At 64.5% G+C, this 12,512-nt stretch carries 14 protein-coding genes; 7 read left to right on the forward strand and 7 right to left on the reverse strand.

Annotated features, from left to right (window positions below; translation table 11 throughout):
• Positions 1-10 precede the first annotated feature (10 nt).
• Positions 11-541 carry a hypothetical protein gene (locus tag EYV96_RS01365; RefSeq protein ID WP_131149736.1) on the forward strand — a complete coding sequence of 177 codons (531 nt, stop codon included), beginning with the start codon at positions 11-13 and terminating at the stop codon, positions 539-541.
• Positions 542-967: 426 nt separating this feature from the next.
• Here EYV96_RS01365 and EYV96_RS01370 read toward each other — a convergent pair whose 3' ends face one another.
• The 3 genes from EYV96_RS01370 to EYV96_RS01380 are packed head-to-tail and all read right to left on the reverse strand — an operon-like array spanning position 968 to position 3,265.
• The gene (locus EYV96_RS01370) at positions 968-2,209 is read right to left on the reverse strand and encodes a TIGR03862 family flavoprotein (protein ID WP_131149737.1); all 1,242 of its coding nucleotides are present in this window, start codon (positions 2,207-2,209) and stop codon (positions 968-970) included.
• Between the two features lie 4 nt (positions 2,210-2,213).
• The gene (locus EYV96_RS01375) at positions 2,214-2,762 is read right to left on the reverse strand and encodes a YaeQ family protein (protein ID WP_131149738.1); all 549 of its coding nucleotides are present in this window, start codon (positions 2,760-2,762) and stop codon (positions 2,214-2,216) included.
• Between the two features lie 47 nt (positions 2,763-2,809).
• A complete protein-coding gene (locus tag EYV96_RS01380; protein WP_165488550.1) occupies positions 2,810-3,265 on the reverse strand; it encodes a ribonuclease domain-containing protein in 456 nt (151 codons plus the stop codon).
• A 123-nt stretch (positions 3,266-3,388) separates the two neighbouring features.
• Here EYV96_RS01380 and EYV96_RS01385 point away from each other — a divergent pair, with 123 nt between their 5' ends.
• The 3 genes from EYV96_RS01385 to EYV96_RS01395 are packed head-to-tail and all read left to right on the forward strand — an operon-like array spanning position 3,389 to position 6,115.
• Positions 3,389-4,294, forward strand: coding sequence for a pseudouridine synthase (locus EYV96_RS01385; RefSeq protein WP_131149740.1), 906 nt, complete (start codon positions 3,389-3,391; stop codon positions 4,292-4,294).
• A gap of 55 nt (positions 4,295-4,349) precedes the next feature.
• Positions 4,350-5,414 (forward strand): class I SAM-dependent methyltransferase, encoded by a 1,065-nt coding sequence (locus tag EYV96_RS01390; RefSeq protein WP_131149741.1) that lies wholly within the window; start codon positions 4,350-4,352, stop codon positions 5,412-5,414.
• Entirely contained in the window at positions 5,411-6,115 is a 705-nt protein-coding gene (locus EYV96_RS01395) for a pseudouridine synthase (RefSeq protein ID WP_131149742.1), read from the forward strand. Before EYV96_RS01390 ends, EYV96_RS01395 begins: the two co-directional genes overlap by 4 nt.
• Positions 6,116-6,133: 18 nt before the next feature.
• On the opposite strand, the gene EYV96_RS18690 is transcribed toward EYV96_RS01395, so the two are convergent.
• Entirely contained in the window at positions 6,134-6,271 is a 138-nt protein-coding gene (locus EYV96_RS18690; protein WP_165488551.1) for a hypothetical protein, read from the reverse strand.
• A gap of 294 nt (positions 6,272-6,565) precedes the next feature.
• Here EYV96_RS18690 and EYV96_RS01400 point away from each other — a divergent pair, with 294 nt between their 5' ends.
• Positions 6,566-8,122: a protein adenylyltransferase SelO gene (locus EYV96_RS01400; RefSeq protein WP_131149743.1), complete on the forward strand. Its 1,557-nt coding sequence runs from the start codon at positions 6,566-6,568 to the stop codon at positions 8,120-8,122.
• Between the two features lie 6 nt (positions 8,123-8,128).
• Here the strand turns inward: EYV96_RS01400 and trxC are convergent, their stop codons facing one another.
• Positions 8,129-8,572 (reverse strand): thioredoxin TrxC, encoded by a 444-nt coding sequence (trxC, locus tag EYV96_RS01405; protein WP_131149744.1) that lies wholly within the window; start codon positions 8,570-8,572, stop codon positions 8,129-8,131.
• Here trxC and EYV96_RS01410 point away from each other — a divergent pair.
• Entirely contained in the window at positions 8,571-9,107 is a 537-nt protein-coding gene (locus EYV96_RS01410) for a hypothetical protein (protein ID WP_240732307.1), read from the forward strand. The genes trxC and EYV96_RS01410 overlap by 2 nt on opposite strands.
• A gap of 1 nt (position 9,108) precedes the next feature.
• Here the strand turns inward: EYV96_RS01410 and EYV96_RS01415 are convergent, their stop codons facing one another.
• Together EYV96_RS01415 and EYV96_RS01420 are read right to left on the reverse strand one after the other, a co-directional pair.
• Positions 9,109-9,879, reverse strand: coding sequence for an SH3 domain-containing protein (locus EYV96_RS01415; protein ID WP_131149745.1), 771 nt, complete (start codon positions 9,877-9,879; stop codon positions 9,109-9,111).
• Positions 9,880-9,985: 106 nt separating this feature from the next.
• A complete protein-coding gene (locus EYV96_RS01420; RefSeq protein WP_131149746.1) occupies positions 9,986-11,857 on the reverse strand; it encodes a 3'-5' exonuclease in 1,872 nt (623 codons plus the stop codon).
• A 190-nt stretch (positions 11,858-12,047) separates the two neighbouring features.
• Here EYV96_RS01420 and EYV96_RS01425 point away from each other — a divergent pair, with 190 nt between their 5' ends.
• Complete coding sequence (locus EYV96_RS01425) at positions 12,048-12,512, forward strand: VOC family protein (RefSeq protein ID WP_131149747.1); 465 nt, start codon at positions 12,048-12,050, stop codon at positions 12,510-12,512.

Consider the following 12,512-nt stretch of genomic DNA (forward strand, 5'->3'; position numbering starts at 1 on the left):
GGGGGAAACCATGTTCAAGCAAATCGCAATGATCGGCATTGCCGCGTTGAGTCTTAGCGCCTGCGGCAGCCAGAAAACCCGCACCGAAGTGCCTCTTGACCCACTGGTCGGGCCGTCGTCTGCGCCGTGGATCAGCGTGGCTGCCACTTCGGGCGACCTCCCGGTGCGCGGGCTGGACGAAAAGCTCATCCTGACGCCGTCGCTTCCGATCTCCGAAGTGATCCAGGCGCAGCTGCGCCAGGCGCTGCAGTCGGAGTACACGGCCAACCTGACCGTGGCATGCGAGGGCATGAAGGCGGACATGCGCGTGAAGCGTGAGGACGATGTGCCGTCCACCGCGATCTTTGAGGTAAGCATGCGCTGCATCACCAATGCACGTGGCTATATCACGCGCAACGACATGCGTGCACAGCCCTCGGCGCCCGTGAATGCTCAGACCGACTACAGCAAGCTCCTCGTCAGCCTGGTCGATAGCGCATCCAAGGACATGATCGAGAAGGTTCGGGCGGATATCGCCACCAGCAAGAGCAACCTGCGCTGACCCTGGCCTGTCGGGCGTCCAAACCATGGGGCGCCTGACCCGGGCAATGATTGGCCGTGGCGGCATCGAGGTCCTTGCGTCAGTGATCACGCCATTCGCGAACGCGGGTTGGCGGAATGGGCATTTCATGTAAAAGCGTTGCTTAAGCGGCTGCCCTCATGATCAGTGGCAACCCGATGGGTCGTGGGAAGGCGACGATCAGATCGATGGGCACTAGCCGCGGCAGTGTCCTTCGTTACTGTTCTTCGTTGGCGCCGATAGCTAACCATCCCAAGTAAATCGGGCTGGTTAACTCAAGGGCGCGAATGGCACGGACGCAGCCTTTCATGCGATGCGAAACCGGTATGTGCGCAATCTTCGATGCGTGAAACGGGCGGTTTCCTTGCCGGGCCGCAAGGATGGATGCATCCCGCGCGGACGGAGTCGTCAGCGACCCAGCCAGTCAACCGCGCCGATGCCTGCCACGCGTCCGCTGGCGAAACATGCCGTGAGCAGATAGCCCCCTGTCGGAGCCTCCCAGTCCAGCATTTCTCCGGCGCAGAACACGCCGGGGAGCGCCGTGAGCATCAGGTTGTCGTCGAGTGCTTCGAGGCGCACGCCGCCGGCACTGCTGATGGTCTCGGCCACTGGGCGGGCATGCTGCAAATGCAAGGGCACACGTTTGATCGTCCGCGCCAGGATGACGGGGTCTTCCAGCTGCGTCTTGTCCAGGACTTCGTGCAACAGCGCGACCTTGGCGCCGCTGATGCCGGCATGTCGACGCAGGTGGTCGGACAGGCTGCGCTTGCCGCGCGATGCCGCGAGATCGCGCTCGAGGCGTTCGAGCGTGCGATTCGGTGCGAGGTCCAGCTGCAGGGTGACCTGGCCGTGTCGTTCGATCGCATCGCGCAAGGTCGCTGACAGGGCGTAGATCAAACTGCCTTCGATGCCGTATTCGCTGATCACGCACTCGCCCTGTCGCTCGTGTCCGCGACCTTCGGCATCGCGCCAGTGCGCCACCACGGGCTTGAGCGGCGCACCGGCGAAGCGTTGCGCGAGGTAGGGGCTCCATGCCACGTCAAAGCCGCCATTGGCGGGCTTAAGTGGTGCGATGTCCACGCCACGCGCGGCAAGCCAGTCCTGCCAGGCACCGTCGGATCCCAGCTGGGGCCAGCTGGCCCCGCCCAGGGCGAGTACGGTGGCTGGTGCCTCCAACTGCAGCGGGCCATCCGGCGTATCGAACATCAGGCGGCCTTCGGCGTTCCACCCGGTCCAGCGATGCCTGACATGAAATCGCACGCCGCTTTCGCGCAGCCGATGGACCCAGGCGCGCAGCAACGGTGCCGCCTTCATGTCCATCGGGAAAACCCTGCCCGATGAGCCGACGAACGTATCCACGCCGAGCTCCGCCGTCCAGGTGCGCACGTCGTCTGCGTCGAATGTGGCCAGCCAGCGCGCAATGTCGCCGGCACGTTCGCCATAGCGTTCGGTGAAGGCGGGCTTCGGTTCGCTGTGGGTGATGTTCATGCCACCCTTTCCCGCGATGAGGAATTTGCGGCCGACGGATCCCTTGCCTTCAAACACATCCACCGACATGCCGGCGGCGCGCGCCGCTTCGGCAGCCATGAGGCCGGCGGGGCCACCACCGATGATGACCAGGCCTTCGGCGCGCATGGCCTGCGTGCCCATCAAACTACGCCGCCACGCGCATGCGGTGCGTCGGTTCGACGCTGACATGGGTGCGCTCGTCCATCAATTGCAGATGCCCGTCCTGAATCAGGCATTGCAGGCGCATGCCGCGTGCGAGAAGTGCCACGAGGCTGCTCACGGTCGACTCGTCGATGTTGATCACGGTGAGGTTGTCATGGCGGGCGAGGGTGCGACCGCATTTGTCCCACCATACATCCGCGCCGCGGCCGCCGTAGTTGATCACCACGACATCGCGCGCCCGTGCGCACGCTTTGCGAACGCGTGATTCGTCGGGCTGGCCGAGGTCGATCCACTGCTCGATGTCGCCGCTGTAGTCGCGGCGCCAGAGATCGGGTTCGTCATCGGTGCTCAGGCCCTTGCCGAATTCGAGCCGGTCATCGGCAAACAGCGCGAAGGCAACGAGGCGCACCATCAGCCGCTCTTCGGTTTCCGAGGGGTGGCGCGCGAGGGTGAGTGCGTGCGTGGCGTAGTAATGGCGATCGAGATCGCTGATCTGGAGTTCGGCTTTATGAATGGTGGCGGTGAGGGCCATGGGGGGCAATCTGAGCGTGTGAGGCGGCATTGTAGGGCCATCGGGCCTCACTGGCTCGCGGGGGCCGTGGCGGGCGGCGGGAGCACAACGCGTTCGAAGGTCGCGTAGTGATCCCGGCTGTAGTAGATCGCCCCGGGAACGCGATGTTCAAAGGCAATGACGATGCGGTGCGCCCCCGTTTTACGGTGCTGAGGCTCGCAGAAGTGATAACGCCGATAGGTTCCAGGCGGAAGACCTGGCAGAGCTCCATTGGCGTTGCGATACGTGGAGCCGTTATGGCCGGTGGAAATGATGCTGGCGTTCTGTACGCCGGTGATCAGTCTCCCGGCCTTGCGTGGAAGGCTCGCCAGCCGGACCGAAGGGAGGTCTGGCGACACCAGCGGCGGGCGGGACGGAGCATTCAGAACTTTCGCCGGCCTCGCCGGCTGGGCGCACGCCTTCGCGAACGAGACCCCGCTCCGGAGGTTGGATGGCGCAGCGGGATTTGTCTTGGCGATGTCCACTCGCATGCCTCCGGGTCATGAGGCCGTATGTTTGGACACGTGATGCTTGCCGGCCATCAGGCAGCGATCATGCTTTGCATGCGGCGGCAGCAGCTTTTCCGTGGGGCGGTGGATAATGCCTCGATGACGACGCCTCCCAGCCGCACGAGCCTGCTTCCCGGTCCATGGCACCGGGTCATCGATGCGCTCTGCGCCCAGTTCCCAAGAGTCACCCGCGATACCTGGCGTGATCGCATGGAACGCGGTCGTGTCCTCGATGAAGGCGATTGCCCGCTTCCGGTGGATGCACCGTTTCGCGTGGGCATGGTGGTGCAGTACTTCCGCGAGGTGCCCGATGAGGTCGCTATTCCTTTCACGGAGCAAGTGCTGCATGTCGATGAGCACCTGGTTATCGCCGACAAGCCGCATTTCCTGCCGGTGACGCCTGCCGGCGCCTTCGTGCGGGAGACGCTGCTGGCGCGCTTGATCGAGCGACTGGGCAATCCGGACCTGGTGCCACTGCATCGGATCGATCGCGCCACGGCTGGCCTGGTGATGTTCTCTTCCCGCCCGGATTCGCGATCGGCCTATCAGGCGCTCTTCCGGGAGCGGCGCATCGACAAGGTTTATGAGGCGTGGGCGCCAGCCTTGCCCGGGGCGACGTTTCCGCTGGTGCGCCGGTCCCGTGTGATCCGGGGCGAGCCGTTCTTCCTGATGCGTGAGGCGGAAGGTGCCCCCAACAGCGAAACGCGCATCGAGGCCGTTGAACGCGGCTCACGCTGGTGGCGATACGAACTGCATCCGGTGACGGGTCGCAAGCATCAATTGCGCGTGCATATGGCAGCACTGGGCGCGCCCCTGATGAACGATACGTTCTATCCGGAGCTCACCGACGCCGGCGGTGGCTGGAACGATCGCCCGCTGCAGTTGTTGGCAAAACGGTTGCGTTTTGTCGATCCGCTCTCGGGTGAGCCGCGTGAGTTCGTTAGTGGACTGGATCTCTCGGGCCCGCCAGAGGAACCCCTGTCATCGCGATGCGCCCCGCCGTGATCGGCGCCAAGGCCGTCGCCGCGTAGAATAGGCCGACATTCCCAGGTTCCGGCACGTGTCCGCATCCCAGTTCTCCTCCGCCGAAACGGTGCTCGAAGCGCTGTTTTATCCCATCGCCTCGGGTGCCCTGCCGCTGCCCGACGATCGTCGCGTGCTGTTCCTTCGCGCCCGCGATGGTTTTCGCCTGCGTGAAATGGCCCAGGCGGGCTGGGTCTGCGAACAAAGCTTCAGGCCCTTTGCCGATCAGCTGGCGCGCAGCGGATTCCAGGTCGGGGATCCGGCCCGGCAAGAGCGGTTTTCAATGACGCTGGTTCTGCCGCCTCGCCAGCGCAATGAAGCGCGCGCCGTGCTCGCCCGTGCGGTCGAGCATGCCCGCGATGCTGGCGTGGTGTTGGTGTGCGTCCCCAATGCGGAGGGCGCGAAGTCGGCGCAATCGGATCTGGAGCAACTGGCGGGTCCGGTGGCATCGGTGTCCAAACACAAATGCCGCATCTTCTGGGCCCGGCCCGTGACGGAGCGCATCGATGCAGCGATGTTGCGGGCGTGGTCGGATGACGACGAAGTCCGGCGCAATGCAGCGGGATACTGGAGTCGCCCGGGCCTCTTCGCGTGGGATCGCGTCGATCTGGCCTCCGCTTTGCTGGCGGGGAGCCTGCCTGGCGACCTGCGCGGAAGGTTTGCCGATATCGGCGCCGGTTACGGTTACTTGTCGACGCAGGTCCTCGCGCAGTGTGCGGGCGTGGAATCGATCGATCTGTACGAAGCCGAGGCCAGAGCCATCGAGCCGGCGCGGCGCAATATGGCCGACACCGTCCAGGCCATGGGCCGCACGGTGCCCAGTGAGGTTTTCTGGCATGACGTCACCGTGGGTCTGAAGGGGCGTTACGACGTCATCGTCAGCAACCCGCCGTTTCATCAGGGAAGGGAGGACCTTCCCTCACTCGGGCGCGCCTTCATTCATGCGGCCGCGCAGGCGCTGGTGCCGGAAGGCCGGTTCTGGATGGTGGCAAACCGGCATCTTCCCTACGAGGCGACGCTGGCCGAACGATTTAACGACGTGCGCACGGTAGTGACGCAAGAAGGATTCAAAGTGATGGAAGCTCGAGGTGCACGCGCGTGAAGCTGGTGAAACTCATTGCCAACCTGGGCTACGGAAGTCGCAAGGACGTCAGCCTGATGTTCCGCGAGGGGCGAATCACCGACCCCCAGGGCGAGGTGCTGTACGCCGACGACAAGGTGACGGCCGACCAGATTCGTGTCGACGGTGAACCGCTCGATCCCCCGGCCGGTCTGGTGCTGATGATGAACAAGCCGTTGGGCGCGACCTGTTCGCGCAAGGACCAGGGGCGCGTGGTGTACGACCTGTTGCCGCCGCGATACCGCATGCGCGATCCGGCACTCTCGACCGTGGGCCGACTGGACCGGGAAACCTCAGGCTTGCTGCTGTTCACAGACGATGGCGCGCTGCTGCACCGGATCATTTCGCCCAAGGCGCAGGTCACCAAGGTTTACGAGGCAACCCTTGCGCAGGACCTGCGTGGCGATGAAGGCGAGATCTTCGGCAGCGGCACGCTGATGCTGGAGTCGGAGACCGAACCGCTGGCGCCGGCGGGACTGACCGTGTTGGGCCCGAAGCTGGCGCAGCTCGCCTTGACGGAAGGGCGCTACCACCAGGCGCGTCGGATGTTCGCTGCCGTGGGCAACCACGTCGAAGCGCTTACGCGCGTGTCGGTGGGCGGATTGACCCTGGGAGATCTGGCTCCGGGTGACTGGCGCGCGCTGTCGCCGGAAGAGGTGTCGAGCCTCTTCCGTGGTAGTTGAATTCGAAGGAACTTGCGATCAGGCGTCGACGGGCGTTGCCAGCGTCTGCTGTGCAGCTTCCAGTTCGCGATGGCGCGCCAACTCGTCTTCCCGGCGAGAGCGCGCTTCAGAAGCCCAGGAAACGAGCTGAAACCCACTTTCTTTCTGGTCGTACACGGGCTTTACCTGGAAGCCCGCTTTCGCGGCTAGCATCCCTGCGACCCGCTGCATCCCGCGACCCAGAGCGGAACGAGCAAGAGGCATTTGCATGGTTTGGTTACTCCGGGCTACCCCTGTGTAGCCGTGAACGGAGTGTAAACAGATTCTTCTGAAAGTGTGTGAAATGTGACGAGAGTCATGGGTGCGCCCATTTCACATTCTTGCCATTGAGACGTCGCCGCGGTCCCGGACTTGCTTATGGTGGCCCCAGCCCGGATATGGAGAGAACCCTCATCCCGGCACCCATCCCCGATGCCCTCGTTGCACTTCGATAACCGCTTCCTCCGCGAGCTGCCGGGCGATACGCAGGCCGGCGGGCCGCCCCGGCAAGTGGCCGAGGCCTGGTCCTTCGTCACGCCGACGCCCGTGTCGGCGCCGCACGTGGTCGCGCACTCCGCGGACATGGCGGCCCGGCTGGGTTTGACCCAGGCGGATGTCGCGAGCAAGCGCTTCGCGCAGGTCTTCAGTGGCAATGCCTTGGCTCCCGGCATGCAAGCATGGGCGACCAACTATGGCGGTCATCAGTTTGGCGTGTGGGCGGGGCAGCTTGGCGACGGGCGTGCCATATCCCTCGGCGAGCTGATCACTGACCACGGGGAGCGATGGGAGCTCCAGCTCAAGGGCGCCGGTAAAACACCTTATTCACGTGGCGCCGACGGAAGGGCGGTGCTCAGGTCTTCGATCCGTGAATTCCTTTGCAGCGAGGCCATGCATCACCTGGGCGTGCCGACCACGCGCGCGCTGAGCGTGGTGTCGACCGGCGACCTGGTCGTGCGCGACATGCTTTACGACGGCCACCCGCGCGAAGAGCCCGGCGCCATCGTCTGTCGTTGCTCGCCATCGTTCACTCGCTTTGGGCATTTCGAATTGCCGGGGTCGCGTGGCGATACGACGCTGCTGAAACAATGGGTGGACTTCACCATCGCTCGCGACTTTCCCGAGTTGCAGGGCGAGGGCGAGTCGCTCTATGCCGAATGGTTTGGCCAGGTATGCGAGCGTACGGCGCGAATGGTGGCGCACTGGATGCGCGTCGGCTTTGTTCATGGCGTGATGAATACCGACAACATGTCGATTCTGGGCCTGACCATCGACTATGGCCCGTACGGCTGGATCGATAACTTCGACCTGGACTGGACGCCCAATACCACCGACGCGACGCATCGCCGGTACCGCTTCGGGCATCAGCCCAGCGTGGCGTGGTGGAACCTCGGGCGACTGGCCGGGGCCTTGTCGTCACTATTCACTGACGTCGAACCCTTGCGTCGGGGGCTGGATCGGTACACGGCCGTCTATACCGCCGAGGATCGTCGCAACACAGCCGCCAAGCTCGGGCTGGCCGAATGCCTCGACGACGATGTGGTGCTGATGGGCGATCTGCGGGTGCTGATGCAGGAGGGCGAAGTCGACATGACCCTGTTCTTCCGCGCCCTGTCGTCGGTGGATCCGTATGTGCCGTCACTGGAACCCTTCCGCCATGCCTTCTACGACGAAGGCAAATACTGGCAGGTTGAAGCAGGCTTCCTCGCCTGGCTCGCACGCTACACCGCTCGCCTGGTGGACGATCCGCTGAGTCCTGCCGAGCGCATCGCGACCCTTCATGCAGCCAATCCGCGCTATGTGCTGCGCAACTATCTGGTGCAGGAAGTCATCGACCGTGCGGAGCAGGGCGACGTTTCGGGCGTCAGTGAGTTGCTGGACGTGATGCGCCGTCCTTACGAGGACCAGCCCGGGCGCGAGCGCTTTGCGCAGAAGCGTCCGGACTGGGCGCGCACGAAAGTGGGCTGCTCCATGCTTTCGTGCAGTTCCTAGGGACGCCTAGCCAAGCCCCATGGCGTGGTCGATGAACTGCTTGAGCTGCGGCGGACTGAGCGCGCCGGGTTGACGCAGGACCTCGCGGCCACCCTTCAGGAAAATCAGCGTGGGGATGCTGCGAATGCCGAACCGGTTGGCAATGGCCGGCTGCGCCTCGGTATCGAGCTTGGCAAAGCGGAGCTGGGGTTCGAGTGATCGCGCCGCCTGTTCGAACACCGGAGCGAACTGACGGCAAGGCCCGCACCAAGGTGCCCAGAAGTCGATCAGGAGCGGGAGGTCACCCCGCATCGCGACGGCATCGAAGTTCGACTCGGTGAGCGTGAGAGGCTTGCCATCGAACAACGCCTGCTTGCACCGACCGCACACGGGCTTCTGTCCCAGTCGTTCTGCCGGCACGCGATTGAGTGCGCTGCAATGGGGGCAGGGGATATTCATCAGGTCGGACATGTCAGACTCCAGGTTCGCTCCGCTGCCAGATGGTGCCGCGATGCCGGGAAACAAGCAGGTCCGATCGCCATCCGTCGGATTCGTACGATGGTGGCGTGGTGCGTGGGCCTGCCTGGGAGCGCTCTGGACGTTGCCCAACACGCTGGCGGGCAGCCTGCTCGGACTGTTGTTCCTGCTGCTGGGTGCGCGCGTGCGATGGCGCGGCGACCTGTGGGCATGGGTGTTCGAAGGGGTGCCCTGGCGTGGTCCGGGCGGTGCCATCACCTTCGGCAACACGGTGCTGTGCACTTTGCCGTCGCTGGACACGACGTGCCGCACCTATGCGCACCGCGCGGGCCAATGTATCGAGCCGCCGGTTTCGCTTGCGCTGCACGAGCGCGCGCACGTCCTGCAATACATGGCGCTTGGGCCATTCTTCCTTCCGGCCTATTTGCTGTGTGGCGGTGTCAGTGTCCGCAACGTTTTCGAACGGGCCGCCGATCGTTACGCGCGGGAGCAGCGAGGCTGGTGGCCGTTCGCTGCTCCCTTTCCTTAGATTACGGGCCGCCTTGACTGTTCTGTGGAGGCCGTCCGCCTTGTCCCGGCGGTCGTTGACCCTGGTGTCCACTGGGTGGCCGCTGGCTTTGGGGCGGTCGTTGGCTCTGAGGCGGTCGTTGACCCTGGCCGGGCGCGTGGCTGCCCGGGGGGCGGCCGCCCTGACTGGTGTCTGGCGGTCGATTCCCGGGGCTGGGGCGGTGGCCGGACGAGGGTGGACGCTGTCCTTGTGAAGGCGGTCGATGGTTTTGGTTGGGCGGGCGCGCACCGGGGTTCGGGTAATTGCCGTGGCCGGGTGGTCGGTTCACGGGCGGCTGTGGGCGCGGCGGCGGGCGATACGCCGGTGGCCGCGGCGGACGCGGTGGCGGACGTGACACGATCGGACGGTGGTACCAGTAATCGCGCTCGCGATAAAACGGGCGGTCGCGGTAGTAGTTGCCCCAATAGGCACCGATCGTGAAGGTGATGATCGGAATGCCGATGCGGGGGCCGTAGTCCTGCACGATCACCGGCTGGCTCTGATACAGGTACTGGACGTAGCTGCCGGCGACCCAGCCGCGCGCGCCCATGGTGATGACGTCACACCAACCCCAGCCGTCCAGGCAGCCCTGAATGGAAACGACGGTGCCGGCTGGCACGGTGAGTATCCGGGGATAGTCGAGATCGGGTCCGGCGCGCAGATTCACATTGCCGACGACATAGCCGTCGGCCGCGAATGCGCCGGTCGACGCAACGAATGCCAGGCCCGCCAGGTATTGCGCAAAGCGTTTCATGGCCTTGCTCCCGTAAAGCGATGAAGGTACGGCGGACGTGTCCGGGCGCACGTCCTTCCAGATGGTCTGATGCCTTCGCAGACGCCCGGGGAGGCGTCCTGAACACTTACTCCCAGCGACCCAACTGCCCCTGAACCTCGTTGATCGAGTGACGGATGCGTGCACTGAAGATCGAGTCGGCGTGATGAATCAACACCAGCCGTTCGGTGGCGCGCGTCATGGCGACGTAGAGCAGGCGCGCTTCCTCGCCTTCGTCCTTGCCGGGCATGGGCAGCGAGCCCAGGCCGGGAATGATGACCAGCGGGAACTCGAGGCCCTTGCTCGAATGCATGGTCACCAGCTTGACGCGATTCTCGTCGGCAAACAGCGTGTGCTTGCCGCGGCCTTCGGCCAGATGATTGGGAATGTCTTCTCGATTCAGCGCTTCGTGCAGTTTTTCGCCTTCCCACTGATTGCGGAAGATCACCGCCATGTCCGACCACGGGCGGCCGAGTGTGTGCTCTTCGCGCAGTCGCTCGATGATCGCAGGCAACTGGTCGTTGGTGTGTTCGACGCGGATCAGTTCGGGCAGTGCGCCGCGGCGTCCCGCGCTTTCCGGCGAGATCAGCGGCACGCCATCGTCGTCCTCGTCACGACCGAGCAGCAGTTCGTTGGCGAAGCCGCGCGCCACCGAGAGGATTTCCAGCGTATTGCGATAGTTGAGCTTGAGGATCGTGGTGCGGCCCTGCGCCTGCACGCCGAGGCTCTTCCAGCTGATCTGCTTGCGACCCTGCTTGCCGTAGATGTTCTGCGCGTCGTCGTACAGCACCAGCAGCGAGTTGGTGTTGGGATCGATCATCTGGACGATCAGCTTGTACCAGTCCGGCTCGAAGTCGTGCCCTTCGTCGATCAGCACGGCGCCGTACTGGAAGCGTGGAATCTGGCCTTTGTCCACGCCTTCGATGACGGCCGGTGGAAGTGCATCGAAGAAATCGTTGCCGTCGGGCGGCAGCGGCACGTGGTAGGCGTCGAGCATGCGACGACACCACTTGTGGAAGTTGTAGACCTGCACCTTGTCGCTGAGGCCGCGTTCGCCCATCAGCTGGTCGAGGCGGGCGGCGAGCGTCTTGTTATAGCAAAGGATCAGGATCGGCTTGCTGAGCGCGCGCGCCAGTTGCATCGCGCGAAAACCCAGAATCATCGTCTTGCCTGAGCCGGCCACGCCGTGAATGATGCGGTGCTCGTCGCCGAGCGAACGGGCCAGTTGTTCCTGCTGCGCGTCCATCACCTTGATCAGGTCGGGAATCTCGACCTTGGCCACGCTACCGGACGTTGACTGGTCGAACAGGCCAAACTGGCCGCTGCCGGGCTCGACGCGAATTTCCGGGAAGAGGTGCCAACGCACGCGATCGATCTGCGGCAGGGTCAACGCGGTGGGGAAGACCTGCGGAAACATCGCCCACAGTCGCTCCTGGAATTGCTCAGCCTCGCTGGACTCGAACATCTCGTCCTGGCAGATCACCAGGTGCGCCGGCATGACGGCGTCCAGGCCGCCCGCCTCGAAGTTCTTGCGGCTGATGTTGGACAGCACGACGCCATAGCCCCAGGGCATCAGCAGCTTGCCTTCGTAGTGATGGCCCGGCGGATAGCGCAGCGCCGGATCGTGCTGAAGGACCTTGTAAACCTCGGTGGCGCCTTCACGCGCCTGCATCAGCGGGTTGTGTTCCTTGACCGAGCTGCGAGCGGTCAGGAGGGTGAACTGGGTGGCGTCGGCCGCCTGGATGCTGTCGGCCTTCCAGTCCTTTACTTCCAGCACCAGCAGTCCGCGGCGCGGATGGAACACGATGAAGTCAGGGCGTCGCTGGCGCGGCCCAATGGCGACGTCGTACCAAAGGAGGTAGTCGTCCTCGAGCTTCTGCTCCAGGCGTTCCGAAAAGCGCTTCTCGCCGCTGGTCATGCGGTTGAGGCAGCTGTTGCGGGTCGGGATGAGTGTTGCCATCGGGCTTCCTGGTTGCCGGTCCGGAGGGCAGGCGAGGCCCGGTCCTGAGACATATCCCGGCGACGTTATCGAATTGTCCGGGCGTGTCAATTGGCGTGCGACGCCCCCTCGTCGGGCCAGGCCACGATTTTCTACAAGTACCCGCCGCCAGCCGGTGCCATGATCGGCCCGAATCTCCCCGGAGCACGCCATGAGCCAGTCGCCCAGTTACACCGTCCATGAGGCTTTTCCTTACCTGCGCGTCCGCGATGCCGCCAGGGCCCTGTCGTACTACCAGCGTGCCTTCGGCGCCCGTCTGCGCTTCCAGTTGATTGAGCCCGGCACCGGGCGTATCGGCCATGCAGAACTGGAACTGGGTCCGGCGGTGATCATGGTGTCGGATGAGTATCCCGAGTGCGACATCGTGGGACCGCAGAGCATCGGTGGCACCAGCGTGTCGATTCACCTGCACGTGGACGATGCCGATGCCATGCTGGCGCGCGCCGTCGAAGCCGGCGGGACCCTGGTGCGTCCGGCGGCGGATGCCTTCTATGGTGAGCGTGGCGGCACCGTGCGCGATCCGTTCGGCCACGAGTGGCTGATTGGCCACAGCATCGAGCAGGTCAGCCCCGAGGAAATGCAGCGTCGCTACGATGCGCTCATGGCCGGGAGCTGA

Source organism: Dyella terrae (assembly GCF_004322705.1).
Classification (GTDB): domain Bacteria; phylum Pseudomonadota; class Gammaproteobacteria; order Xanthomonadales; family Rhodanobacteraceae; genus Dyella_D; species Dyella_D terrae.